Annotated in this window: 26 protein-coding genes; 8 read left to right on the forward strand and 18 right to left on the reverse strand. The window is 43.7% G+C overall.

The features are described 5' to 3' along the window. Positions 1 to 103 precede the first annotated feature (103 nt). The 4 genes from AC3A8L_RS07775 (at position 104) to AC3A8L_RS07790 (ending at position 2,818) form a co-directional block, all read left to right on the forward strand. Positions 104 to 505: a hypothetical protein gene (locus tag AC3A8L_RS07775; RefSeq protein ID WP_487961668.1), complete on the forward strand. Its 402-nt coding sequence runs from the start codon at positions 104 to 106 to the stop codon at positions 503 to 505. 78 nt (positions 506 to 583) lie between these two features. Further along, positions 584 to 1,156 (forward strand): hypothetical protein, encoded by a 573-nt coding sequence (locus AC3A8L_RS07780; protein WP_487961669.1) that lies wholly within the window; start codon positions 584 to 586, stop codon positions 1,154 to 1,156. A gap of 252 nt (positions 1,157 to 1,408) precedes the next feature. After that, a complete protein-coding gene (locus AC3A8L_RS07785; protein ID WP_487961670.1) occupies positions 1,409 to 1,981 on the forward strand; it encodes a hypothetical protein in 573 nt (190 codons plus the stop codon). A gap of 114 nt (positions 1,982 to 2,095) precedes the next feature. Beyond that, entirely contained in the window at positions 2,096 to 2,818 is a 723-nt protein-coding gene (locus AC3A8L_RS07790; protein WP_487961671.1) for a hypothetical protein, read from the forward strand. Positions 2,819 to 2,869: 51 nt separating this feature from the next. Here AC3A8L_RS07790 and AC3A8L_RS07795 read toward each other — a convergent pair whose 3' ends face one another. After that, entirely contained in the window at positions 2,870 to 3,613 is a 744-nt protein-coding gene (locus AC3A8L_RS07795; protein ID WP_487961672.1) for a hypothetical protein, read from the reverse strand. Between the two features lie 39 nt (positions 3,614 to 3,652). Here AC3A8L_RS07795 and AC3A8L_RS07800 point away from each other — a divergent pair, with 39 nt between their 5' ends. Together AC3A8L_RS07800 and AC3A8L_RS07805 are read left to right on the forward strand one after the other, a co-directional pair. Continuing rightward, positions 3,653 to 4,237, forward strand: coding sequence for a hypothetical protein (locus tag AC3A8L_RS07800; RefSeq protein ID WP_487961673.1), 585 nt, complete (start codon positions 3,653 to 3,655; stop codon positions 4,235 to 4,237). A 21-nt stretch (positions 4,238 to 4,258) separates the two neighbouring features. Beyond that, the gene (locus tag AC3A8L_RS07805) at positions 4,259 to 4,852 is read left to right on the forward strand and encodes a hypothetical protein (RefSeq protein ID WP_487961674.1); all 594 of its coding nucleotides are present in this window, start codon (positions 4,259 to 4,261) and stop codon (positions 4,850 to 4,852) included. Between the two features lie 129 nt (positions 4,853 to 4,981). Here the strand turns inward: AC3A8L_RS07805 and AC3A8L_RS07810 are convergent, their stop codons facing one another. From AC3A8L_RS07810 to AC3A8L_RS07820, 3 genes are all read right to left on the reverse strand, one after another. Continuing rightward, positions 4,982 to 5,581 carry a hypothetical protein gene (locus AC3A8L_RS07810; RefSeq protein ID WP_487961675.1) on the reverse strand — a complete coding sequence of 200 codons (600 nt, stop codon included), beginning with the start codon at positions 5,579 to 5,581 and terminating at the stop codon, positions 4,982 to 4,984. A 405-nt stretch (positions 5,582 to 5,986) separates the two neighbouring features. Beyond that, positions 5,987 to 6,577, reverse strand: a complete 591-nt coding sequence (locus AC3A8L_RS07815) for a hypothetical protein (protein WP_487961676.1) — start codon at positions 6,575 to 6,577, stop codon at positions 5,987 to 5,989. 14 nt (positions 6,578 to 6,591) lie between these two features. Then, the gene (locus AC3A8L_RS07820; RefSeq protein ID WP_487961677.1) at positions 6,592 to 6,900 is read right to left on the reverse strand and encodes a hypothetical protein; all 309 of its coding nucleotides are present in this window, start codon (positions 6,898 to 6,900) and stop codon (positions 6,592 to 6,594) included. 548 nt (positions 6,901 to 7,448) lie between these two features. Here AC3A8L_RS07820 and AC3A8L_RS07825 point away from each other — a divergent pair. Both AC3A8L_RS07825 and AC3A8L_RS07830 read left to right on the forward strand, forming a co-directional pair. Continuing rightward, positions 7,449 to 7,988, forward strand: a complete 540-nt coding sequence (locus AC3A8L_RS07825) for a hypothetical protein (protein WP_487961678.1) — start codon at positions 7,449 to 7,451, stop codon at positions 7,986 to 7,988. 21 nt (positions 7,989 to 8,009) lie between these two features. Then, positions 8,010 to 8,603, forward strand: a complete 594-nt coding sequence (locus AC3A8L_RS07830; RefSeq protein WP_487961674.1) for a hypothetical protein — start codon at positions 8,010 to 8,012, stop codon at positions 8,601 to 8,603. A gap of 35 nt (positions 8,604 to 8,638) precedes the next feature. Here AC3A8L_RS07830 and AC3A8L_RS07835 read toward each other — a convergent pair whose 3' ends face one another. The 14 genes from AC3A8L_RS07835 to AC3A8L_RS07900 form a co-directional block, all read right to left on the reverse strand. After that, the gene (locus tag AC3A8L_RS07835) at positions 8,639 to 11,884 is read right to left on the reverse strand and encodes a hypothetical protein (RefSeq protein ID WP_487961679.1); all 3,246 of its coding nucleotides are present in this window, start codon (positions 11,882 to 11,884) and stop codon (positions 8,639 to 8,641) included. A gap of 9 nt (positions 11,885 to 11,893) precedes the next feature. Continuing rightward, positions 11,894 to 14,251 (reverse strand): LysM peptidoglycan-binding domain-containing protein, encoded by a 2,358-nt coding sequence (locus tag AC3A8L_RS07840; protein WP_487961680.1) that lies wholly within the window; start codon positions 14,249 to 14,251, stop codon positions 11,894 to 11,896. 3 nt (positions 14,252 to 14,254) lie between these two features. Continuing rightward, positions 14,255 to 14,911: a PGRP and LysM peptidoglycan-binding domain-containing protein gene (locus tag AC3A8L_RS07845; protein ID WP_487961681.1), complete on the reverse strand. Its 657-nt coding sequence runs from the start codon at positions 14,909 to 14,911 to the stop codon at positions 14,255 to 14,257. Positions 14,912 to 16,725: 1,814 nt separating this feature from the next. Continuing rightward, positions 16,726 to 17,415 carry a deoxyribonuclease V gene (gene nfi, locus AC3A8L_RS07850; RefSeq protein ID WP_487961682.1) on the reverse strand — a complete coding sequence of 230 codons (690 nt, stop codon included), beginning with the start codon at positions 17,413 to 17,415 and terminating at the stop codon, positions 16,726 to 16,728. Between the two features lie 146 nt (positions 17,416 to 17,561). Continuing rightward, positions 17,562 to 18,371 carry a hypothetical protein gene (locus tag AC3A8L_RS07855; RefSeq protein WP_487961683.1) on the reverse strand — a complete coding sequence of 270 codons (810 nt, stop codon included), beginning with the start codon at positions 18,369 to 18,371 and terminating at the stop codon, positions 17,562 to 17,564. Further along, positions 18,368 to 19,156, reverse strand: a complete 789-nt coding sequence (locus AC3A8L_RS07860; protein ID WP_487961684.1) for a YwqJ-related putative deaminase — start codon at positions 19,154 to 19,156, stop codon at positions 18,368 to 18,370. The genes AC3A8L_RS07855 and AC3A8L_RS07860 overlap by 4 nt, the downstream gene beginning before the upstream one ends. A gap of 193 nt (positions 19,157 to 19,349) precedes the next feature. Next, positions 19,350 to 19,709 (reverse strand): hypothetical protein, encoded by a 360-nt coding sequence (locus AC3A8L_RS07865; RefSeq protein ID WP_487961685.1) that lies wholly within the window; start codon positions 19,707 to 19,709, stop codon positions 19,350 to 19,352. Positions 19,710 to 19,949: 240 nt separating this feature from the next. After that, entirely contained in the window at positions 19,950 to 20,255 is a 306-nt protein-coding gene (locus tag AC3A8L_RS07870) for a hypothetical protein (protein WP_487961686.1), read from the reverse strand. Positions 20,256 to 20,468: 213 nt separating this feature from the next. Beyond that, positions 20,469 to 20,996 (reverse strand): pentapeptide repeat-containing protein, encoded by a 528-nt coding sequence (locus AC3A8L_RS07875; RefSeq protein WP_487961687.1) that lies wholly within the window; start codon positions 20,994 to 20,996, stop codon positions 20,469 to 20,471. Positions 20,997 to 21,005: 9 nt separating this feature from the next. Further along, positions 21,006 to 21,158 (reverse strand): hypothetical protein, encoded by a 153-nt coding sequence (locus AC3A8L_RS07880; protein WP_487961688.1) that lies wholly within the window; start codon positions 21,156 to 21,158, stop codon positions 21,006 to 21,008. 154 nt (positions 21,159 to 21,312) lie between these two features. Beyond that, positions 21,313 to 22,161: a hypothetical protein gene (locus tag AC3A8L_RS07885; protein WP_487961689.1), complete on the reverse strand. Its 849-nt coding sequence runs from the start codon at positions 22,159 to 22,161 to the stop codon at positions 21,313 to 21,315. Between the two features lie 406 nt (positions 22,162 to 22,567). Next, the gene (locus AC3A8L_RS07890) at positions 22,568 to 23,266 is read right to left on the reverse strand and encodes a hypothetical protein (RefSeq protein WP_487961690.1); all 699 of its coding nucleotides are present in this window, start codon (positions 23,264 to 23,266) and stop codon (positions 22,568 to 22,570) included. Then, positions 23,263 to 24,447 carry a hypothetical protein gene (locus AC3A8L_RS07895; RefSeq protein WP_487961691.1) on the reverse strand — a complete coding sequence of 395 codons (1,185 nt, stop codon included), beginning with the start codon at positions 24,445 to 24,447 and terminating at the stop codon, positions 23,263 to 23,265. The genes AC3A8L_RS07890 and AC3A8L_RS07895 overlap by 4 nt, the downstream gene beginning before the upstream one ends. 2 nt (positions 24,448 to 24,449) lie before the next feature. After that, the coding region (locus AC3A8L_RS07900) for a hypothetical protein (RefSeq protein ID WP_487961692.1) at positions 24,450 to 25,284 on the reverse strand (835 nt) is incomplete at its 5' end.

Raw genomic sequence — 25,284 nt, forward strand, 5'->3', positions numbered from 1 at the left:
TTTTGCTGAAAATTAATCCACGATGGTTTTTATTTCACCTTGAAAGGGCTGCCCTGGCGGCATCTATATTGGCAGCTCTATATCAGCAATATTTATCCTTTTAATGCTATTTGGCGCCATCCCTTCAAGCGGTTTATTATTTGTTCTTATTTTTGGATCACTCACATCCTTTAGAGAAACAATAACGTTAACCCCCAAAAAGATAGAAACATCCGTTCGCTTTTTATTTATTGAAATAGAAAGCACCAGCCTGCCTTTAGACCAAATCACCGCGATACGCACTCAACCCAGCAAATTAATGGGGAATGATATGGTAATACTCGAATTATTAAGCCACTCAAACAATACAGTCCGGCTACCTCTTGGCGTGACTGGGCGAGCAGGCATAATGATGGGGCTATCGCGCCAAACCATGGCAGAAGCTTTATGGCTATCTAAAAACATTAAGGCGCGACTACCGGAAAAGAACCCAATTAAAATATTGGACGAAGGGCTATGGGATTGACCACCTACCTTGCTAATAAGCGAGCGGATATAGCGTGGTAACGATTGTTGGTATTGTTTAAACAGTTAAAGGGGATTTATGCGGGGTTTACGGTGGTTGTCTATTGGGGTATTGGTTACAGGGTTGGCGGTTGCAGGTGTGGGCTGCGGTAAGCCTAAAACCACAGTAGTGGGGGTGGTGGATGATAGTTTGTTGATTACGGCAGATACGATTGAGGAGATGGGTGTAGAAGCTTTTAAAAAGCATTACCTCGGCAAAGAGATTACTGTAACGGATTTTTACTACCGGCGTAAAAATGGGGGTTGGCGGCCTGAAGGCGGGCAATGCCTAAACGAATTTATAACAAAATCAGAAAATACCGAATCTCGTTTGAAATTAATGGCTTTTATGAACAGCTTTCCTGATTATGTATTAGAGGATTCGGTTGATCATTTTGATGAGTGGGATGCAAGCGCCTTCGACTACCCTGAAGAAATAGCCATGCCGCTCGATACTGGGGTATGTAAACCATGCAGCTATACCCCCGGCATGAACTACAACCCTACCTGCTATTACACCAGTCAACATTTAAAAGTTACAGGTAAGGTTGTTGCCATCATAGGCGAACGTACTGTTTCTCTAGCAATAAAGGTGAAAGGTATAGAATATTAATGATTAGGCTATGGCCTACAATGCGGGCCATAACCCCCTCCTATAATAATTTATCAGCAAGTACTTTAGATTAGTCACTTCTCTCCAGTGACTCCTTTAGCAAATGGAATCTATCCCAAAAGGGACACGCAGTGGCAGCCGCTAGTCGGCAATGATTTACTCCCCCTGCAGTGTATTTACGTAGCGTGGTATAGTACCGGCATTTACCGCGCACTTGCGATGCGCATCTTTTTAAGCAGTGAAGGGGGATTTATGCGGGCTTTACGGTGGTTGTCTATTGGGGTATTGGTTACAGGATTGGCGGTTGCAGGTGTGGGCTGCGGTAAACCTAAAACCACAGTAGTGGGTGTGGTGGATGATAGTTTGTTGATTACTGCAGATACGATTGAGGAGATGGGTTTAGAAGCTTTCAAAAAGCATTACCTCGGCAAAGAGATTACTGTAACGGATTTTTACTACCGGCGTAAAAATGGGGGTTGGCGGCCTGAAAACGGGCAGTGCTTAAACGAATTTATAACAAGATCAGAAAATACCGAATATCGTTTGAGATTAATGGCTTATATGAATAGCCAACCTGATTACGTATTAGAGGACTCGGTTGATCATTTTGATGAATGGGATGCCAATGCCTTCGATTATCCCGATGAAATAGCCATGCCGCTGGAAACGGGGGTGTGTAAGCCGTGCAGCTACACACCCGGTATGGACTATAACCCTAACTGCTATTACACCAGTCCATATTTAAAAATTACAGGTAAGGTTTTTGCGGCTGCAGGAGAGCTTACAGCTGGACTAGCTATGAAAGTTAAAGGCATTGAATACTAATATTTTTCTATGATCAACTTTTTGACCATAGAAAAATATTTTCAAAAACAATAAGTTAACCACCTAGCTTAGCCGCCGGTACTTGAGAGGAGTCACTTCTCTCCGGCGACTCCTTTGGCAAATGGAATTTATCCCAAAAGGGACGCGCAGTGGCAGCCGCTAGCCGGCAATGATTTACTCCACCTGCAGTGTATTTACGTAGCGTGGTTTAGTACCGGCATTTACCGCGCACTTGCGATGCGCATTTTTTTAAGCAGTCAAGGGGGATTTATGCGGGGTTTACGGTGGTTGTCTATTGGGGTATTGGTGACAGGGTTGGCGATTGCAGGTGTGGGCTGCGGTAAGCCTAAAACCACAGTAGTGGGTGTGGTGGATGATAGTTTGTTGATTACGGCAGATACGATTGAGGAGATGGGTGTAGAAGCTTTCAAAAAGCATTACCTCGGCAAAGAGATCACTGTAACGGATTTTTACTACCGGCGTAAAAATGGGGGTTGGCGGCCTGAAAATGGGCAGTGCCTAAATGAATTTATAACAAAGTCAAGCGATACTAAATATAGACTAGGGCTAATGGCCTACATGAATAATCAGCCAGACTATGTGTTAGAAGACTCAGTCAGCCATTTGGATGCATGGGATGCAAAAGCTTTTAATTACCCCGAAGAAATAGCGATGCCACTGGAAACTGGTGTTTGTAAACCATGCTCCTACAGCCCAGGCATGGACTACAACCCCACCTGTTATTACACCAGTCAATACTTAAAAATTACAGGTAAGGTTTTTGCCGTTCATGGGAAAGCCAATCTTGTAATTAAAGTTAAAGGCATAGAATACTAAATTTTCGCTATGGCCAACTGTTTGGCCATAGCGATTTTAGCGGATAATAAATTAGTCCATAAGTTTGTTTGACGGTACTTTAGAGTAGCCGCTTCCGGTCAACGATTCCTTCAATAAATAGGTATTACCATCCGGCTGAATGACCTTTTTAATCCCGCCATCCATATAGACCGTGTTTTTAACATTGGCAAAGTAAGCAAGCTGGGGTGATATTTCCAGCTCGTTGCTAAAATAGTCTTTCGCCCCATCGACAGACGTTTTTTCAAAGTGACTGGTTGGACAGTCGTAGTAATAATGCCCGAAGGGTTCGCCGCCTTGACCGGAGTGTGGAGCTTCTTCACGGGTTAGCCGCACAAGGTTCCATGCCATAAAACCTTCGGGCTGATCTGCTCGGGCTTTAAACCTAATAACATCATCTGAGCTAGCATCATCGACATCCTTAATTTGTAGCCAAACATATTCATACTTACGCTTAAAGTTTTTGATATCAAACACAAAGCGTAAGCCCGAGGTTGTTGCTTCTGCTCGCTTTGCGGTGACTATAGGTAAGCGCAAAATAATATCGCCCTGAGCCAAGTTTACCTCTGAATACTGTGAGCCGGGTTTTATTTTCGCTGCCAATTTTAATTCAGACTCACCGTCTAGCTGATTCAACAAACTCATAGTAGCGATGCCATGCTGTGAAATATCTACTACGCTTTTATCCGGGAGCACAGAACTGCCAAATTGTTTTTCAGCGGCCAAGGAAAAGGTGAATGTGAAATTAGTGATGGCTAACTGTGTAGTTTTTTGCATATCAAAATCCATTCGACTGGGACAGGCACTCGCTTACCTATGGCGCCACCGGCTAAAGCCCGAATGATGCGACTGGAGCTTCGATTGCTAATAGCGAAGGCCCCTATCGGCGCTAAGCCTAAAGGGGCGTTTAAAAATGTACGTGATGATGATACTGTTCGGTTGGCAAATTATACCGGTCTTTACGCTGGTGTAACGTTGTTGATATTACTTGTTGCATTAATGCTATTTGGGGCAATTCCCAGTAGCGGTATATTGCTGATCCCGGTTTTTATCGCAATCACGCAGTTTCGTGAGACCGTCACGTTAACGGGCGAAAATATTGAGGCCAGCGTTGGTTTTTCGTTTTTTGCATTAGAGCGTACCAGTATGCGCCTAGACCAAATAGCGCAAATACGCACCTACATTACCAAAGCCATGGGCAACAACATGGTAGTGCTAGAGCTGTTAAGTGATAATGAAAAAGCCGTGCGCTTACCGCTGGGTATGACGGGCGGAGCGGGTAAAACCATTGGGCTTTCGCGACTAACCATGGCCGAAGCCTTATGGTTATCTAAAAAAATAAAAGCGCGCATGCCGGCAAGCCTTAAAATCAAGGTAATAGAAGAAAGTTTGTGGGATTAATTTTTTAACAGAGAGGGTTTTATGAATAATTTTTTAGCTTATGGGGCAGCTGTAGTCTGCACCCTTTTAATAAGCGCCTGCGGTAATAAGCTGCCGGGCAAAGACGATATGGTGGTGATGGGGGAGGTGGACTGGGATCAGTTAGTCACGCCGGATGAGCTGAATAAGCTTACGGATGAGGAGTTTGTAGAGCGCTATGAGGGTAAAGAAATTACTATTATGCTGAATGGCGCAAAGTGGGGTGGGGGGTATGACAGTGCAAAGGGGCAATGTTTAACTTATTTTAGTTGGCCGCAATACAATAATCTACTAGAGGAAGGTGAAGTCAGATACAAGGCGCATGTATACCTCAATCACTTCCCCGATTATGTAATTCAAGATTCACTCATAGAAGAGTTTGAAGATGCAAATGTGAGTTACCGAGGTGAAAATGATATGCCTTTTGCATTTTGTAAAAAGAAATGTGATTGGGATTCAAGTGATCCTTGGGCTTGCCCTCAGATGACCAGTTATTCAGTATTATCTGGCCGTATTTTTCTGATGTTTGACAAAGAAACGCCAATTATACGCGGTATGAAAATGCGCTTAAAAGGCTTGGCGGTGATGAAAAACTAAATAACGGCCTAAGTAAAAACCGGCCGCTAATATTTAGTATCTTAAATTTCATTCGCCTCCAGCTTTAAGCTTTGAATTGCCTTCATTTTACTGCTCTCAATTATGATGGATGCTTCACTATTATTTCTATTATTTGCTTGTCGCAATCCCACTGACTCTAAGGTCAATATGAATGTGATTTTCATTACGATTTATATTAAATACCTTACCGGAGACCACCGTGACAGGGCTTCTGGATGGGCATAGTTCTATGTTATCAGGGCTCCAATCACATTTATCGTCACAAAATTGTTTTGGTAAATTTGCGATCTTATCGTAGCTGATATGATTGCTTTCAGATTCAACAAAGCTGTTTTCAATTAGGTAATCTGGAATATCGTTAACATAGGCGCCAACCGCGACTGATGCGCCTTTAAATGTACTTCTTTCCTGATAAGTGTGTTCTTGGTAGCTTAATGTACATTTATTGGAGTTTTCACCTCCGTAGTAACCAGATTTTGACGCCGTTGCAAGCGGAGATACGGTTATTTCTTGGCCTAAGAAGCGTTGTTTTAGTTGCTCTGAAGAGAGTTTTCTTAACTCATCGGTCGATAACCAGCTGCTGGTGTTGATGTCGCCGTAAACTTTCATTTTGGCAAGGTTGGGTTTGTCGTTAGAGCATGCAATGACTAAACAGCTTAGTAGTGCAATGCAAAGCTGTTTAAATAATATCTGTAATGGGTTAAACATAAAAGTCCCAGTTTGAATCGTTTAGTTTCTGATGGCTTTCATTTGTTTGTTGTCAATGGGTACGCTACCTGCTTCACTTGATCCGTAGTCAACTTTTATCAAGGCGGAGTCATCTGCAGTAAAAAGCTCATTACCTTTTCCCGTAAAACGCAAACCCTAAGTAAAAGTTTTTGCCGATTTTTAGAGTGGGTGTCCTTGCAGGGCTTGATCCTTTGGCTTGCCCGTAGGAAAGCCCTTATTCAGTAATCACCGGTCGCGTTTTTCTGGTTTACGCCGAGGATAGTGTGACTAGGCGTGGAATGAAAATGGGCTTAAAAGGGTTGGCCTTGATGAAGGAATAATCGCTGTAGGCCTTCCCCCGCGGCTAGTAACCGTTTCGATCGTTACTGCCACTGTGCGCCTTACTTATTTGCGTGTTATCGCGACGCCACCAGCCCTTAGATAGACGTAGATAGTTTTCTTTTCTTTACCAATGCCAAATACCTTGCCTGAAATGACAGTGGTGGGGCTTTTGCTCGGGCATGCTGAGGGCACTGCGGCATTCCATTCGCAATCTGCGCTGCAAAAACTTTTAGGCAAGTCCGCAATCTTGTCGTAGCTCACAAAGCTAGAGTCACCGTCGATTCCGTTGGCTATTAAATAATCTTCTATATTGTTGATGTAGGCTGATACAATTACTGTAGGAGTGTCCGACTTCTGAAATTCTTGGTAAGTCCTTTCTCTATAGCTAATGATGCATCGGTTCGAGTTTTTGCCACCATAATAGCCTTTCTTTGATGAGAGCTTGAATCGAGAAATAGTGATTACCTTGCCTAAAAATTGTTCCTCTAATTGTGTGTCTGTGAGTTTTCGTAAGTCGTCTGTAGTAACCCAGTTGTCTTCATTTATGGCGCCAAATACCATTATTTTGTTAATGTCGGGTTTTCCTTGGTCGCAGGCTTGCAAGGTTAGCGATAGGGCAATGTACAGCGCTATTTTTAGTCTCTTGAAATTCATTCGATATCCAGTTTTCAATTTTTAATCGTCTTCATTTTGCTGCTCTCAACTATAACCGAGCCTTCACCGTTTGGAACATAACCGGTGGCCACTAAACTGGAATCGTCAATGTCTAGCCAGTCATCACCACTTTCATCACCGTAAAAGGCGAGTTGCAAATAAAACTGCTTGGCACTGCTGCTCATGTCTGTAATGCCTTTAATGTTACTGCTGTCTAGGATGTAACGAAAGCGATTGTTTGAAATATGCTCTAACTTAATAATATTCCAGTCAAGAAATGGTTCGCTTTTTTCGGTCCTAAATTTAATGGGCTCATCAGTCACGTAGTTGACTTGCTTCCAGAGCTTGGCATAAAGGTGTTTATCTTTGAAATTGTCAATATCTAACGTGAAATGTAATTTGCAGGTTTTACTGCTAGAAACGTCAGAGTAAACTGCTGGGACAGACGCTCGTTTTAAGCAGTTCTAGTAATTAGGAGCGCGCACTAAATAACTATCGGATTTTGACTCTATACATCCACTCTACCAGCGCTAAAAAATCAGAAACCCGAGAGTTATTATGTACACGCCCCTTAGCCTGATATTTTTATAACCACACCAACAGGGAAAGTCACTCTAAAAGTGACTAATTTTTGGTCCCAAAACCAGCGCCATATGCTTGGACAGGAACTACCTCAAGGTGTCGGGGATGGATTTCTCAGACCTTTAGTCTAGGGCAGGTACTCCCAATACAACCCAAAACTAACACAAGTCAGCCATCTAGAACCAATCATTATTAGGCTAAAATAGCGCATAACCATTCGACTGGGACAGGCACTCGCTTACCTATAGCGCCACCGGCTAAAGCCCGAATGATGCGACTGGAGCTTCGATTGCTAATAGCGAAGGCCCCTATCGGCGCTAAGCCTAAAGGGGCGTTTAAAAATGTACGTGATGATGATACTGTTCGGTTGGCAAATTATACCGGTCTTTACGCTGGTGTAACGTTGTTGATATTACTTGTTGCATTAATGCTATTTGGGGCAATTCCCAGTAGCGGTATATTGCTGATCCCGGTTTTTATCGCAATCACGCAGTTTCGTGAGACCGTCACGTTAACGGGCGAAAATATTGAGGCCAGCGTTGGTTTTTCGTTTTTTGCATTAGAGCGTACCAGTATGCGCCTAGACCAAATAGCGCAAATACGCACCTACATTACCAAAGCCATGGGCAACAACATGGTAGTGCTAGAGCTGTTAAGTGATAATGAAAAAGCCGTGCGCTTACCGCTGGGTATGACGGGCGGAGCGGGTAAAACCATTGGGCTTTCGCGACTAACCATGGCCGAAGCCTTATGGTTATCTAAAAAAATAAAAGCGCGCATGCCGGCAAGCCTTAAAATCAAGGTAATAGAAGAAAGTTTGTGGGATTAATTTTTTAACAGAGAGGGTTTTATGAATAATTTTTTAGCTTATGGGGCAGCTGTAGTCTGCACCCTTTTAATAAGCGCCTGCGGTAATAAGCTGCCGGGCAAAGACGATATGGTGGTGATGGGGGAGGTGGACTGGGATCAGTTAGTCACGCCGGATGAGCTGAATAAGCTTACGGATGAGGAGTTTGTAGAGCGCTATGAGGGTAAAGAAATTACTATTATGCTGAATGGCGCAAAGTGGGGTGGGGGGTATGACAGTGCAAAGGGGCAATGTTTAACTTATTTTAGTTGGCCGCAATACAATAATCTACTAGAGGAAGGTGAAGTCAGATACAAGGCGCATGTATACCTCAATCACTTCCCCGATTATGTAATTCAAGATTCACTCATAGAAGAGTTTGAAGATGCAAATGTGAGTTACCGAGGTGAAAATGATATGCCTTTTGCATTTTGTAAAAAGAAATGTGATTGGGATTCAAGTGATCCTTGGGCTTGCCCTCAGATGACCAGTTATTCAGTATTATCTGGCCGTATTTTTCTGATGTTTGACAAAGAAACGCCAATTATACGCGGTATGAAAATGCGCTTAAAAGGATTGGCTGTAATGAAAAACTAATATTAGCGGCCTGTATAAAAACAGGCCGCTAATATTTACTTTAGAGAGTCAATGGTATCGCCATCTACCAATGCATAGGCAATTGCTTGTGTATCTTGCTTAATAAGGTATTCGCGGCCAGCATTGTCAGCATAAAAAGCAAACTCTAAATAAAACTGTAATTGTGAATTTGTTTCATCCCAAGTGGATTCATCCTTTAAACCCTCAATTCTATTTAAATCAATATCTAATGTATATTGGCTGCCGTCCTTTCGCAGTTTAACTAAATTCCATTCACGGTATTGGCCTGTTGTGGCTAACTTATATTTAAACGATCTATCCCATGTCGCCTCTCGTTCGGCAACGCGCACCCAGATATAGACATCAGAAAAATGATAGAACTGCATAGCAAAACGTATGGTGTGCTGTGTTTTGCTCGGCTTTTGAACAACCGATAACCGACTGAGTTCAGGGAGGTTGATAAATGCTTTTTGACTCTCAATAAGGAGGTTAGCAGCACCGCCATCTTCATCTATATGAATATGGTCTAGCGCTACTTGTGATTTCTCGCTTAGGTAATCCAAGAATATTTTGCTTTCTGAGCCTTTTTTAGAGATTACAAAGTCGCCTGGCTTTTCGTCATCTGCGTGAATCAGAATTCGACCGGTAATAACAGCTTCGTCAGTGAAATCTTCCTCCCCTATTTTTTTATTTTTCTTACCGAAGGTAATATCAGAATCCTTAAAGGTGATTAAATTCACTTCATCATCGGCGCCCGCCTTGGTAATAGCATCCCTAAAGCCAATGGCGCCGGTAAACTTGGGATCTTTCAGTCCGAAAAATGGCAAATAAACTTTAATGGGCTCACCAAAAGCAAATAATCCCGATGTCTTTTCAAGATAACAGTTTTCAGCTGTTTGACCATCCCCCCAGCGAATAACAACCGGATCATCGGTACTAATATTTTCTAACCAGCGCATATAGTGAAAGAGTGAGATCTGCTTGTTGCTGAGTTCAAAAACTTTTGCCTCGGCTAAATCGTAACTCCAAGTAAATACTGACAGTTGCGCACCTACGGGGGCTTTAAAGCCTAAACTACCTTTAGCTCCGGGAGTGCACCCAAAGGATTCGCCCGGCCCTTTGGTAAAGTCATAGCTAAACTCTGTTTCGCCAGTCAGTTCGGTCGTGATTTTGGCGCCAATGTAAAGCTGTAACTCTGCAAGCTCAAAAATGTCTTTTATGATTTTCCCCCAGTAGTAATCTTCTAAGGGGCTTTTAGCATTTTTAGTGGAAATTCCATTTTCTGCATGATCAAGCATTGCTGTCCAAACGGCCTGTAAGTTGAATGTCATGCTTGCACTAGAATTCCCTGTTAATGATAGCTTGAGTTTGGCAATATCTTCTTCGGGTGTATTTTTTACTGCGTCTGCTGCTTTTTGACAATACTCACCTTCAACGCCGATGTTTAACGAGCCTTCTAATTTAAACAGTATGTACCAGGCGATAAAGCTTAAAAACGGAATGGGTAGTGGTTGCGGTATTGGCGGTAACGTTTTTGCTGCTTTTAACGATACCGCATCCAAACTTAGTGAGCCCTTCTTAGAGCCAGAGGAATCTGCTTTTGCACTTTTTACGAGGTCGGTGAGCGATTTTTTTAGATTGCCACTTGTTTCCGTGTGGGCTTTGAGTCTTTCTGCTGTAGTTGCCCCGAGGGCGGTATTCAAATGTCGAGCCCTAATGAGATTGTTTTCTTCCTTGATTGCCTCGACATGCTTTTTTTCTCCTTCTTCGTCTTTCCCTAAAGCAAACTCCAACACTTGGCTGTATATATAGGCCGTGATTTCGTTGAGTGTTTCGTATTCTGCGTTTTTGATCTCGGCTAAAGTTTTACCAAAGTCGGTGCCTTGACCAAAGCCTGCGACGGCATAAGCTGCGCAAATTTGCGGTACATTAAGTGCGCTTAAAATTTTGAAATATTGCTGCCCGTACTGATTGACTAGCTCACTTTCGCTTTTACTGGAACCCTTTGCTTTGGCCTTTTTGGCACTAGCGTGTTTGGCTTTGTTGAGATTGTATGCAAGCAGAGAATAAACCACCGTGACGGCAAACCAAATGGCAAAATTGGTTTTTTTAGGGTCTGGTTGGATTGGGTGAATAATTTCTTCCAACTTGTTTATTTTTTTAATTAACGTTGTTGGATATAGACCAATATAAATAAGCTCTCCCTCTTTTTCACCGCTTACGATAGGGTTGCGTTTCCAGGTATGGTTACGGGCGGATTGAGGGACATTTGTGTCGGTCCAAGGGTCGACAGCATCCATATCTTCTCGTAGTTTTTCGCTGTACTCGTCAATAGGACCGGTATCTCTCCAAGAGAAATCACTATTACGCGCCCAAATTTTTATATAGCTGCCGCATTCCAGTGTTAGTACATCATGTTTAGTGGCTTTTTTGAGCAGCATTTCGCGCTTGTTTTTATAGTCCTCTTCGCTTTCATCATTACGCACAGTAACAGTGAATTTGTAAAGCACATCATTCCCATCTACCTTGATGTGTACGGGCAAGGATTCCGTTACTTTTTTGCGGCTAGTTTTACCGCTTTTTTCGAACAGTGCGTTACGCTCTAGGCTAAGTTCAGCTGTGTATTGGTTTGTGCCGTTGGCTTGGGCGGTATCATTGCCTATTTTTCCTAAAAACCAGCCGGACTTTTGTGCGTCGTCTACCACGTAGCCGTTGTTAGCATTAACCCGCCGCTTATTACTACCTATGGTGGGAGGCTGTAAAAATGCCCAAGTGGTAATGTTGGGTAAATCTTTGGCTGTTTTGGGCGGTTGTTTAAGCGAAACTTTGCAAATAATCGTTTGTGTTACGGCATCGGCAATTAAGCCTACTCGCTTCAATTTTATTTGCTTGCCGGTTTCGCGGTTGGCGACTGCTTTTTGATTATCCATACTGCAGTATTGTTTGTATTCCATGGGGGATGCCGCTTCGCTGGCATCGATACAAACCACTTCAAAGGTGTCTTTTTTTGATTGCGCTATAACACGATCTAAATTATTTTTTTGTTCTTCGAGGAGTTGATCTACATCTTTTACACCTTGATTGTTAACTTTGTTTGGCTCGTAAGGTGTAAAAGATACGTCGTGGTTTAATGTTGTTGCATCGCTATGGCGCTTAACTTTGGGCAGTGCGTATACAGTAGTGAAATCATCCAGTTCGTCGTTGGACCAATAGATGTCGACATCTTCCCATTCTTCTACCGGTGAAGCTGTAACGGTGGTTGGGGTTTTATTGCTAGTCATGGTAAATCCTTATGCGCTTGCCAGCGGTAAATCGTCATAGATAAAAGCGTTTTCGTCATCGGTAGTGTCAGCAGTTGTACCCTGCTGGGTTTCTTGCGCCAAGACGGATGAGTAGGGCACAATTTCAAGTGCCTCTTGCTGATACTGCTCGTCATAAAAACCGATAGCGATATTCTGACTAATTGGCAGCATTACTTTGGTTTGGTCTGCGGCTGTAAGCTCAAAATGGTAGAAACGATGCGCAGGCTCCTTGGTGTAGGCTTCAAACTGCCAAGCTTTTTCGCGTTCAAGCAATGTTTGTTCTTCATCCGTTAGGCTTAGTGAAAAATACTGCGCTGGGAAGTGATAAGCCTTGGCGGCGGCCACTGATTCTGGTGCTTCTTTTTCTTCTATCCACGGTTTAAGTTCTTCGCTTTCTAGCGGGGGAAGCGTTAGCACTTGGCCAATTTGAATAATATCGGGGTTGCTGATTTTATCTTTGTTAGCATCAAAAATAGGATTCCAGCTAGGGTAACCATATTTATCGGCTATGGCGCTTAGGTTATCGCCTTTACGCACAGTGTAGGTTTGAGGCGCTAGTTTTTTGGGGATACGTTGCTTCTGGGCCGTTTTTAAAAATTTATAAAAAGCCGCTTTTACACCCTCATCGAATGTTTCGGGCGTATCGTTTTGGGTAACGGCTTGCGCGCTATCGGTTCCACTGGACGCCCACACCGGACTTTGGCCTTCAACAAACCCACTTAAGACAAGGCATTGTTTTAAGAAAGCGACAGACAACTTTTGCGGCCCATCAGCATGTACCGACCATGGGATGTTGTCTAGGCAGCCATTCGCTTCAAGCGTAGAATCGTCGGCACCAGGCAACAGCATAAAACGGCTGGGCATAATATTAGGATCATTACGGGGATCGCTAACAAAAGCAAGGTCACATAGGGTGTCGTAATTTAGCTGCAAAGCTTCGAATCTGGCAGCCTCATACCCTTTACTCGCTTCTGTTTCCAATAATCTATCAACAACATCCTGCAAACAAAAAACATTACCAACACCAATCACCAGTTTGTTAACTAAGTTAGGGGCAAAGCTGAGTTTGTCTGGTGGGCCTGCGGTGGGGCCGCCGCCACCGGCTTTTTCAAATAAACCGCCTAAACCTTCTGCGCCCTTATCGAATAGACCGCCGGCACCGGCACTGATTGCACCGGCCGCGTTAGTGCTGATTTTACCAATACCTTCGTTAACCACAGCAGCAACTTGTGGCGGCAGCTTTTGACTGACTTTGTCTTGCAGGCTTTTAACTTCGCCACCAATCTTGCTATCGATAGCGCCTTGTATGCGCGCTTTACTGGCCCCTTGTTGATCTTTTAGGAATTCGTCGGTATTGCCGTTTTTGATGGCAGCTATGCCATCGCGGGTTGTTGCGCCGGCGGTTGCGCCAAACTTTTCTTCGACTTTACTGCTGGCGGCATCGGTGCCTTTGGCTTCTAGATTGGCACTTTGCTCGGCAACAAAAGCATCGACATTACCTTCGCGTACAGCTTGAGCGCCATCGCGAAACGCTTCGCCGCCACTGGCACCAAACTGTTCTTCTACTTTGCCGGCCGCTGTGTTTAGGCCTTCTTGATATTTTGCTTCTACGGCGGTGTCGGCTTTGAGTTTTAGTTCATCCCCTTGCTGCTGGATAAAAGCTTCGGGGTTGCCTTCGCGCACAGCGGTAACGCCTTCGCGAAACGCTGCGGCGCCACTGTCGCCAAATTGCTCACCAAAGGCATTGGCGGCTTTGTTTACGCCTTCTTGAAATTTAGCTTCGCCCTGGACCTTAGCAACGCCTACCGCTGCCGTACCAGCAGCACTAACAAACGTCTGGTCGCTGTCTTCAAGGGCTTCTTTTTTGATACCAAAAGTGTCTTCAAACTCTTTATCACCCATTTCGGCCAGCATTTCTTCTTGCGTAGCCACTTGCTTAGAGGTGTAGCCAATATCCATGTCAGCCATTGCGGCTTTCTTTTCTTCTAGACTTTTGGCTTTTTCATTTGCGGCGCTGTTAACGTCAATGCTGGGTTTGCCCGTAAAGGCTTTGTCGCTATCTTTGAGGTCTTCTTTTTTGATGCCGAAGGTATCGGTAAATTCTTTATCGCCCATTTCGGCGACCATATCCTCTTGGCTTGCCACTTGTTTAGTGGTGTGGCTAATGTCCATATCCGCCATTAGCGCCTGCTTTTCTTCCAGCGTGGCGGCTTTTTTGGCGGCACTTTGCTCTAGTGTGGCCTGCATGCGTTGCTGCTGGGCAAGTTTGCGTGCTTTTGCTATTTCGGCAGGACTCAGGTTTTTGGCTCCCTCACCGGCAGCTTTTAAGTCATCCATTTCACTCATTGTTTAGCTCCCGTAAACTTCTTTTAATTTTGCTTTGGTCAGTGGGCCTGGCACGCCATCGACATCCAGTTTGTGGTGTGCTTGAAACCCCTTAACGCCTGTGCGAGTTTTAGTCCCCATAATGCCGTCGGCAACGCCACAGTCAAAGCCCAGCGCATTGCAGCGCGCCTGCACGCCGCTTAGCTCTTCCACTGGGTCTAAATAGGTTAACTTGGCCTTAAATGTGAAGTCTGGCTCTTGAGAGTCGGGTTTAGTGTATACATCCAAAATGGCGTCGCATTCAGTGCCTTCAGTCATCTCTAGCTCTAGCATGCCTTTGCCATCAGTCATGGTGTCTATTTTTTCGCCACCCATGTCAACGACTATTCGCGTATTGGCTAAAGCTTTACCCGACAACGATTCGACCTGTAAGCGGAAGTATTCCCGAGGCTTTTTAACGCAAAAAATATGTGTTCGCCCCGAGCGCACCGATATTTTTTTGCCATCAATATCAGGAATGATGATTTCATCACCCTCAAAAATAATATTGGGGTCTGGCCTGAGTGTTTTGAAATCGGCGTTGTCGGGGTGGCTGTAAAGCGCTTCCATTGAGCCGTAATTGTATTGTTTGGCAATGCGGGTCAGGGTTTCGCCTTGGGCGACGGTATGGATGGTGGGCATGGGAATCCTTTTAGGTTTAGCGCTTTGCAATCGTTAGTGCTAATTTGAATCATATTACGTTTTACGTTCCGTTGTAAGCCTGATAGCCCTAGCTATGGGCTATCAGGTTTTAAGATATTGCACCAGTTGGGTGGGTTATACAATATATGGTGCATAGGGGCAGAGGAAAAAATACTGTATCCAATAATACTTGCCTCCTGCTCCCTCAACAGAGCTGCTTAAAGCGTTGCATGCCACCTTTGGCGCTTTGTTGAAAAAGTAGGCGCGCTAGTCTAATTGGACAAACAATTATTGCCTCGCCCCTACAGCTTTACTACGATGCGCGTTTAGCTGGAAAGCTGCGCGGTAAGGCCGATGATGGAGCTGGTATTTGTCCTCTGCAAGGCAATATACAACCTTTTTTACCGAAATATGCCTTTGTAAATAGCATAGGGTCGCGCGCTGTGTGAGAGGTTACCGCGCTTTTCTACTGTAGGCACCGCTGCCAATAGTTATGCAAATAGTGTAGCAATTGTACCTGCGCCCAGCATGTCGGCGAAGGCGGCTCCCGCCAGTAGTGCCATGCTCCCTGCTAGCTACCCATTGTCCGGCATCGGGGCTTGGGCGGTGTAGTCGATGGCAATGTCAGCGGTAATTATGTTGGCGACTAGGTTAAGCCGTGCCGCCCATTTAACCACCAATATTCTGGCGGCTAAACCGTCCCTCAGTAGGCGCTTTGCGGCAATATTTTATTTGAATTGATAGTACAGCGGCGGCAAGGTCTAAGTCTGCGCTGTTTCACCCTGCGGGGGCAATAGGCCGGCAACTATCCTGACACAGGGGGGGGGAGGTTAAAGTGCAAGGTGATTTCCCCAGATATAACCGGGGTCCCTGCATTTTTATTCGCTGCTGTCGGATACTGTTTTACATGACCTTATGAAAAGTGCTGCGCTAATTATGATGGGAAATGAACCGTAAATGAAGATGAATAGAGCACTAAAAATAATATGACTAGACGTAATACCCACAAGCAGGCTCAAAATTACTATCCATGCCAATGTAAATGTAGCCAAACAAAAGTAAGTCATAATAAACGACGCTGATTTACTGTTTTCTACTTTGCGACCCATTATGGGAGCCAACAAATAGCCCGTGACAAATAAGATACTAACCGGAACTATGAGAACGGCTAGGTCGTGGGTATACATGAATGGGCCTGACGTCATTAAAAGCAGGCAAGGTAATCCATAGAATAGCGTTATATGCTGAGTAGGCCTTAAACATTGCTACACGATATACGTTCTTAATTGTCTCCAACTATTTACCACAGCTACAGGCGACTTGTTACGACGAGGGGCGAAAAGGGGCTTGTCTCCTATTTTTTATTTTTAGTCTTGAATTTTAACTAGTTTTTTGTTTCAGGTAGATCGTCAAATAGATAGGTGTCATTAGGATAAATGGTGCGAAGGCTAATACATTGACAAAAAACCTAAAGGCTTCGTCAAAGCCTAAGCTTCCTGGTCCAAAGTTTACTCTAATAATAAAGTAGCCAATAATAAAAATGGAAATGATCAAGCTTACTATTAAAGTGGTTCCGCTGGCTTTACCTACTATAGCTTTTGTTAAATATATCAGTAGCCATAAATTTGCGGCTAAAGCTATTGCGTTAAATATCCAGAAGTAGTCGGTATGTAGAGTTCTCATTTTAATAGGCTCAAGTCACGCTAAGCGTTTTTAGCATTGTTAGGGTTGGGTAAAGGTTGTGGGGGGGCTTCGGCAATCATAAGGCCATCCCCTAGTGGTGCTGCAGCATAATAATGCCTGCGCCTGCTGACTTATTGATAGTTAAGCGCCTTGTTGGTTAATTTGGCTTTCACAATTTGGTCGGCGAGTCGTGTTGTTTCGGGTAGACGGTGTTTTGGGGTGAGTTTTAAAATCCACTGGGTGGCCGTTTCCAGTGAGATGCGGTGGCCAATAGAAACGTAAATGGGGTTAATGCCGGTTTGTGTTCTGAGTACATTGCCGATCACTTCGCCGTTATCGTAAAGAGGGGCGATGGCGCCTCTTTGTGTTTCGGGTGTTTCAAACTCGCCCAGTAATCGTGTTTTGCCACAACCGATGGTGGGTACATCAAAAATTACGCCTAAATGGCAGGCTAAGCCAAAGCGTTGTGGGTGGGCGTAACCTTGGCCATCGCAGACAACTAAGTCGGGTTTGTTTTGTAATTTCGCAAAGGCTTTAATTAACGATGGCAGCTCCCGAAACGAAAACAGACCTGGGATATAAGGGAATTGCGCTGTATCTTCCGCTGTTGCCGTTTCAATAACCTCTAACGTCTCAGCATTAATAATAGCGACTGCGGCAATGAGCTTGTCGCTTTCTTTGGCGTAGGCCACATCAACACCGGCGACCCGTTTAATCGTGCTGAATTGGTCCTCCTTTACAACTTTGGCGGCTAGGTCTTGCTGCAGCTTTAAGGCTTCGGCTTCTGGTAGGTTCCATTGATGGTGGATGATGGGGTTCATTGTTTTACCCTATAGGTGGTGCTATTCCCACTCGGGTGGGGCGTAGCTTCTTTTATCTGGAATTGTCGGGACGATTGTAAATTACTAAAAAAGGGTAGGGTCTATGTGTTACTTGAGCTAAGCGTATCAGGCTGAACTCACTGCCTCTATAAGTATTCTGTATCAAATGTGAGGTTTGGATACAGGTTGCTTAGTGTTTCTATATCCTCATTTTTAATATTTGGGCAGTCTTCGAGGGTTATTACCTCAAGTTGCTGTAAAGATGCTTGAATTAGCGCTTCCGCTGAAATATTGCTATCGGTAATACTCAGTTTTTTCGTGTCTTGAAGTGCTCCCCATTGGCTTATCGTTAGTAAAAATTCATTTGTAATCCCAGAGCCTGCCAGTATCGCTTTTTGGGCAAATTTTTTACTGCGGATGAGGGTGTAGCTAAGCGGTGCTTGTAGTGGCAGGGATATGTCTCTGATGTTGCCGGAATCATCGTAAAGGATTACGTATGGCCTTTTGTTGGGGGGGGAAAAGTATTGTAGCTCTATTGCCCCGTTAGATAGCCAGCTGGTGCGATGATCTTCCATTACAAGTTCTTTTAAAAAACCGTTTGGGTGATATCTGGTTGTCGGATCAATTTCCGAGCCCTCATCAAAAGATACTTCTTCTGCTAATTTTCCATCAATAAAAAGAAGGGCAGTGCCTGTAAAGGGAGTTCCTTTGTAATGAAATTCCATGTCATCATTAGGTAATTCTATTTCTTCAATATGCGAGGCTTCTATAATTGGTGGCCGCTTCGGTAGCACTAGAGGGCTGTTTTCTATATCTAGCATGTGGCCATTACGCCATAAGAAGGTACCCTCTAATTCGCCCTCTGGATTAAATTCAAAGGTGTACCCGTTAAATGGGCTATTATCTAGGGTGGCGATGGCGTTAATGGTATCTAAATAGTTTGCTAATATTTTCATGATTTATCCAGCATTGAGCCAGTTGGTATTCTAATAAGGGGCGAAAGTATTTGGGTGCAGTTATTGCACGCAGGAAAGTCGGTTAAGCGTTTGGCTTTTCTGAGTTTCCCATCTGTTGTTGAGCTATCGTCTTCATTGCCTGCGAGGTGGAATGTTGCAACTGTAATATGATCTTTTTTAGGTTTGCTCGCGTGGCGCTCTAAAAATACTAAGGCATCATTAACCGCTTGTACTTCGGCGTGTAGACCAGGCGCTTTATTGCCAGTGTTCCAGTCAGGTCCGTTTGTCCAGTGACCTGTGCGAGGAGCGTTTGGGATTAATCCGTCTGGTAAGCTTACAATGGTATGAAGCGCACTTTTTATTTCTTTCTTAACCGCTCCATGAGCGTTTATCTTCGTGACAGTCTTAAATAGTCCTAGATACTCTTCAATTAGTTGACTAAAATCAATATGTTTTATTTTGTTGAGTTCAATGTGACTTTCTTTTGGCCAAGTTTTCGGTTCGGTTCCATTGGTTTGATCTACAGCTTGGTAAATATCGCCTTTATCGGTTACCCGCACTGGCCCCAAGCTATCGGGTTTAATATATAGATCAAATTTACCATTTGTTGCTTCGAGAAAAAGCTTAAGAAACTTATCTAGGTCATTTTTGGTAGGGTTTGTTCGAATGCTAGATATTTTTCTAGATATTTTGCTAGCATTATACCCTAACTTGTGAAGGCAAGTTTGAGCTGCAGCAACACGCGACTTGGGGAACCCAGTTGGATTCTTTTGAATCGCACCCACCACATTTTTTCTGATATTGATGTCGACGCTTTCAATATCTACATCAATAGATGCTTTACTCTTTGCGCTAGCAAAATATTCCGTATCGTTATTTTCGGTGAATTGAACGTCAATGGTAGCCTTGAAAGTACACTCACTGGTTATTCAGTCACCGGCGGGACTTTAGGGGGGGAGCAGGATATTTGGTTTCATCTTAAAAGTATCCGTCCAAATAGCACATGTATCGGCCTGGCTGATATTCACCGTAAGATACAATAGCTGTCGAAAATTTACTTATATCATTGAGCTTTATGTATCCCAGTTTTAGACCCTTTTTTCTTCCGTTATAAATCTTTATTCCGTCAAAGTCAGTTACTTGCAGTTTGAGGGCGTTTGCGACGTCTTCTGGATTGATCTGCGGGAACTCTTTACTTATATCCATTGCTGGTTGTATCTCTCTCAGCTTTATAAGCTCGAAATCTCCGTTAATTGAAATGAATATGCTGGCTGACGATGCTAATTCAGGTTCGCCGCTGAATATGTAATCGCTATTAATTGTGTTTTGTAGGTTCATTTGATTTCTATTAATCAACCTAATTTAACCAACTCAATCCTTTTCAGTGCTTTCTACGTTAAAAAATCACTTCATCTCTAGACGTTAAGGTTGGGTTAGCGCTCAAGTTCTTGCACAAATATTCAGGTTTTCATATGCTAGTTTCATTTTTCTCGGTGCTTATATTGATATGCTTATTATCTTATACGCTCAATATCTGTTTTTCAGCTTGAGGAGTTTTTTATTGGATATGATGAAAACTTATAAAGTTTTCATCATATCCAATACTTCCAGTTCCTCCTGCGTATACCCGCCTTTAAGCGCAACTTTGAACTTCACATATTGTTTTTCATAACCCGGATATTCTGAAAGCACACCTTCTTGCTGCTGACGAGTGCCAGGAATGGCTAAATCTTCAATGGAGTTCAGTATTAGTTCAGCTTTTGCTGATTGAATAAAAGGCCTCATTGACTCTTGAATATAACGTAATTCGTTGGATGGTTCTGGTATGTTTAAGTATACTTGCTCAAGGTTTATAGCTGCTTCTTTAAGTGCACTTGTTTTCATTTTACTAATTATCCGTCAGCTGCCCAGCTTTGATAAGTGGTGCTAAATTGGTGGCGGTTGGTGATTAAACGAATGGCCGCCTTGTATTTCACGATATGAGATTTCCGTTGTCATCTATTAACAGGTCTGTACTCTTAATCATACTCATAATTCTTTCAGTAAAATATTTGTAATTGGTCCTATTTTAGTTTTAGGTATTCCTTTCAGGGCTGCTTATTCATACGCAGGCGATCCAATAATTGATTCAAACCCAATAGTCTTTACCAAGGCCTCTTTTTTTATCTTCGCTCCAGTAAAGTTTGCCTCGGTAATATCAGCGCCGTCGAATATGCAGTTAGTAAAATTTGAGCCGTAGAGGAAAGCACCTTTAAAGCTTGCGTTTTTGAAATTACAGTTTTCAAAGTTTGATTCAGCAAGGCTTGTGCGGCAAGCTATTGAATTCTCAAAGTTCACGTTATGAAATACCGCCTCGTCGATTTCTGCCTTAGTTAGTTCTGCATTCGTAAAGTCGGTATTTTTAAAGTTTGACCCTGATAATCTAGCGCTTCTTAAATCAGCACTTTTAAAACTGCAGCCATCGAATTCTGTATCCGTGATAACAGACTCGACAATGACTCGGTTATCAGCATTTAATTGATAAAATGACGATTCATCTACTATAAGTTTTTCGCCGTCTGTTCCAGAGCTTTCGTACCAAAGCTCGTGAAGCTCTATGTATTTATTCAATTCAGAAGTGTTCATTTGGAGTCTCTAGTTTAGTTCTGGTGGCCACCAGCGAATCTGATCTTGTAGACCTTCATCGGATATTGCTTTACGTAAAGCGCGATAGTGTTCAGGTGTTAAGTTTGAGGTGTCGAGCATCACTTTTTCGTTTTTGGCAATCTCGGACTTAATCTTTTCCACGTCTCTTTCAAGCTTGGAACCACCTTTTTTAGGGGGCCACCGGGAGTCGAAAGCTTTGACATCCCAGACAATACCTTCTGCGTCGATGAATTCGCCTCCGTCCGGCCGCGGGTCTCTTGTTATTGGCCCTTTAATGTGTCCGCTTTCCTCAAGCTCAATACCTACTTGTTATTGGCCCTTTAATGTGTCCGCTTTCCTCAAGCTCAATACCTACTCTTGCTTCTTGCCTCGTTTTGTCTGTTATTTTTCCGTTATGAGCGGGGTCCGCTGCAAGCGTCTCAAGTCTTTGTTCTCGAGGAACATTCGAAGCTGGTTTATTACTCACTTGGTCTTTTGGCGGAACCTTACTTTCTCGCTCAGGTGAAACTTTGGCCTCTAGCGCCTCAGGCTTGTCAAATTGACTTTGGATTTTAGTGCCTGTCTTACCTTTAGCTTTCTTAAAACTCGCTTTTTTACGCAATGCGGCTGCCAATTTTTTAAATAGCGCTCCCAGTTTTTTCAGTTTGCTTAAATGCTTAAGTTTACTGGCCGCAACGACTGTAGCGCCTGCGCCCAGGGTTAAAGCGGTGATTAGTACATCGAATACCAGCTCCATAGCCATTTCACTGCCGAACTCTGCGGTTTCCAGCGAATGCTGCGCAAGGATGAAGTCTTTAGCAAAGCTCAGAAGAGTTTTCTGGGTATCGGTGTCGTCCCATACGAAATTGGCTAGTGCTTGGGCGGTGGCTAGGTCTTGTTTTGTAATGGACCTAGGGTCTACCCCTATAATGTCGGCAAGGTCTTTAAATTGTTTATCTGAGAAGCTTTGGTTAAAGGCTTCAAAATATGAACGGTCGTCGGTGTTTTGCCAAGCCTCCCAAGCTGATGTCGCAGCTTTGTTAAATACCTGCATTGGGGCAAAGTCGGCAACGTCTTTAACAAAAGTGGCAAGCCCAACGGTAAAGTTCGCTACACCGCGCATTTTAGCTTTTTCGTATTCCCAGTGGCGTTCGAGAAAGCCCATTTCTTTAAGCCGCGCTTCAATGTCTTTGGTTTCTTTGCGTTCATTGACCAGTATTTGTTCTAGAACGCTTTTGATTTCTGTTCGTAGTTGCTTAATTTCGGTGTCGCTTGACTCTTCACCGTAGATAATTGCGCGGCCTACGGCGTCCGCTAATTCGGCACAAATTTGGTTTTTGGAGGGATAGGCAGTGTTGTGAATATCTTACGGTGTGTCCGAGATTATTAGATCAGAACGCACCACCGGGGTAAGCTAAATTACGGGCTGGCCGTAACGTCCTAAAATCGACGCTCTCAGGGTGATCGTATATTGCAACGTAAGATCTAAGGCCATAATATAGAGCAATTTTGCTTAATGTGTTGCCTTGTTTGATCGTATATTCCATTTGTTATTTCCCAAATCGGCTGTTTTAGTGTCGTATGGAGGAGCTGCTCACATCAAGCGCCTTAGGTGAACTTTGCAGCTTGGGTGATAACAAATTTTGCAGCGTTAGGCGATCTTGATCTGACAAATCATCCATATACTGAAGTTGATCTTTAGTTAAAGGGTTCTCTCCATAAAATACTTCATTATTAATAAGAAGCATTTCATATATATCATCCTCAGTGACACTATCGAAAACAAGTACCTGTACAGCAGTGCCATCGAGAGATAATACTCTGTAACCCTGCCTGTACAGATTATCTCGAAAAATAAACCACTCATATTTTTGGCCAACAAACTCTACTTCTGCAAGCGGGAGGTAATAAAAGGGTTCCGGGTGAGGTCGTAGCATATATGCGTACAAGTACTGTTCATCAGCATAGTGGGTTTGCAAACGATTTATGGCGCGAAAAGCCCCCTCACTTACGACCTTATCTAATGTCGTGTATTCGCCTGTACCCAAATGGTATAGGTTACTTATACAGCGGGTATACACCGGTTTATCTAGCCTGCTGGGATGGAAGAGCCGACTTTTTACTGGCAAGCAAAGTTGGCCTTGCTGCCGATCAAGTAATATCGGTAGGGCAATATTAGTCGAAGAGGCTTTTTCACAAGCGCTTACCTCTAGGAGCGGCGCTAGAAGTCCAAGAGTGCCAAAAACAGCCTGGAGTAATATGCTGATCAAACTTTTCTTTGTATTTTCCATAGGCGAGTAGTAACTCTTCCGTACTGTGAGGCTATGAAGCCTCTGTTCATATAATCATTTAAAAATGTCCAGCTAGTTTGTCTAGCAAAGCCCGACTCGATTTGTCCGTAACTTCCGCTTGATGAAGTCTTTCCGTGCTGATCGTACATGGCATAGGTTTCGGAGCTGGCATCACTATTATCAATAATGAGCAGTAGGGTGTGGAAATCATCACTTACGGAAAAATAATAAGCGTGTTTTCCTCTGCGGTCTTTGATGTCATTGTCCAAGTGAGTTTTTAAGGCCGAGCCGTTAGCAAGTGTGACAACTCGGTACATGTTCTTTTGGAGATCAGTTTCATCTTTTGTCGCAATGCGCAAGTTATGGTCAACATTGTAAACGGTGAAAGTAAAGGTGCTTTTAGTGAGCCCCAGTCGTTCAAAATCCGCTCCGCGATCTTTTGCTCCCTTGTTGGCAAATCCTACTTTATTGCGTCTTTTGTGACTTTTATCTACCGAGTAAAAGTGTGTTGTATCATTGAGGAGAGCTGATATGCCGCGTTCGGCGGCAGACATGCAATAGTTGCCGGCGTATTCCGACGGTGAATGGTTGTCTGCAAACTTTTTTAAGAAGTCTATTTCATCTGTTAGGCGCTTAATCTCTTGGCTCGAAAATACATCCTGAAACACCGAAATGGCGATTTTTCCACACAGAAGATTTTTGTATTCGCCTGTATCAAGATCTGAATGGTCGTCATTCGCTAAAAAATCAATCTCAAAGCTTTGGTCGTGATTGTCCACTATGTCTATACTTAATTGGAACTTTTCTCCAATCTCCGAATATGTATCTTTAGCTGGTGATACAGTGGTATTTTTAGCGTTTGCTGAGAGTCTTGGTCGAATTAAGCCGTCGCCGTCATAAGTTGACTTGCCCTCTGATATATCCAGCGATAAGGTAGTTTTTCCGGGGCTGGCTATTATTTCAACAAGTTTGGTTGTGCGTTTAGATGAATCGATTTTTGCTGAAAGTGTGACAGTTTTTCCTGATTCAATAAACGCCGCAAGCTGTTCCTGTGTTACCCCTGTTTTTTCAAGTTTAAGAAGGGGGATAAACTCATCATATTCTAAGTTGGGTAGAGAAAAAAGGGTCGCTTGAGTTGAAGTCAATAGAATTTTGACCATGTTTATTTCCCTGTTTTGGCAGTTAGTTCAATTTTAAAATTGGCGCTGCTGACTGCAATTCCTTTCAGCACGTTGTTAGGTATGATTGAGCCTTGATGCATGAGCGTTGCATCTGATTCAGTAAAGTCAATGTCAATCGTTTCTTCAAAAATGGAGTTTTCGATGACTAGGAAAAAGGTCTGGCCGATAGGTAATCTTTGCAAGCGTTTGCCATTAATATCTACGTAGTAAGCGTCAGAAACTTGCTTTTCAGTATCGTTGTTGTCGTTTTCATTGTTGTTGCCAGTTGTGCTGCCTTTGTTAGTGCTTTTTTCTGAGGTGTTATTGTGTCTCTGTGTTGAAGAGTTGTGGTTGGCGGTGTTAGTAAGGTCTGACTGATCAAGGTTGGGGAGGGTGATTTCGCTATCGCTAGGGGTAATGCCTTGGGCGCCGGTATCGCTGGCTGCTGATGAACTTGAGCTGCTGGCATTATCTGTGGGGTTGCTATTGGTGGCCGTGTTTTCGGCTTCACCACCATCAGCTTTGCCCTTCGACTTAGCCGGCTTACAGCAATCGCTACCGGTTTCACACAGCTGCAACGTATCACCACCAAAATTGGGGAATGATACTTTGCAAGCGCCTTCAATAATCCCATCTACCCGTGCGATGCCGTTGGCGTCGGTGGTGCCTTCGTATTCTGTGCCCTGCGGGCAGATAATAAGGTAGTCTTCGTCGGCTACGGGCTTTTCCTGGTCGTCGACCAGTTTCACTTCAACATAAGTGAGCCCTGGCGGTGCTGGGGTACAGCAATCGACTTCGGTTGAGCACTTGTGGACGCCACTACCTTCAATATCCGGG

This window comes from Marinagarivorans sp. (assembly GCF_982758155.1).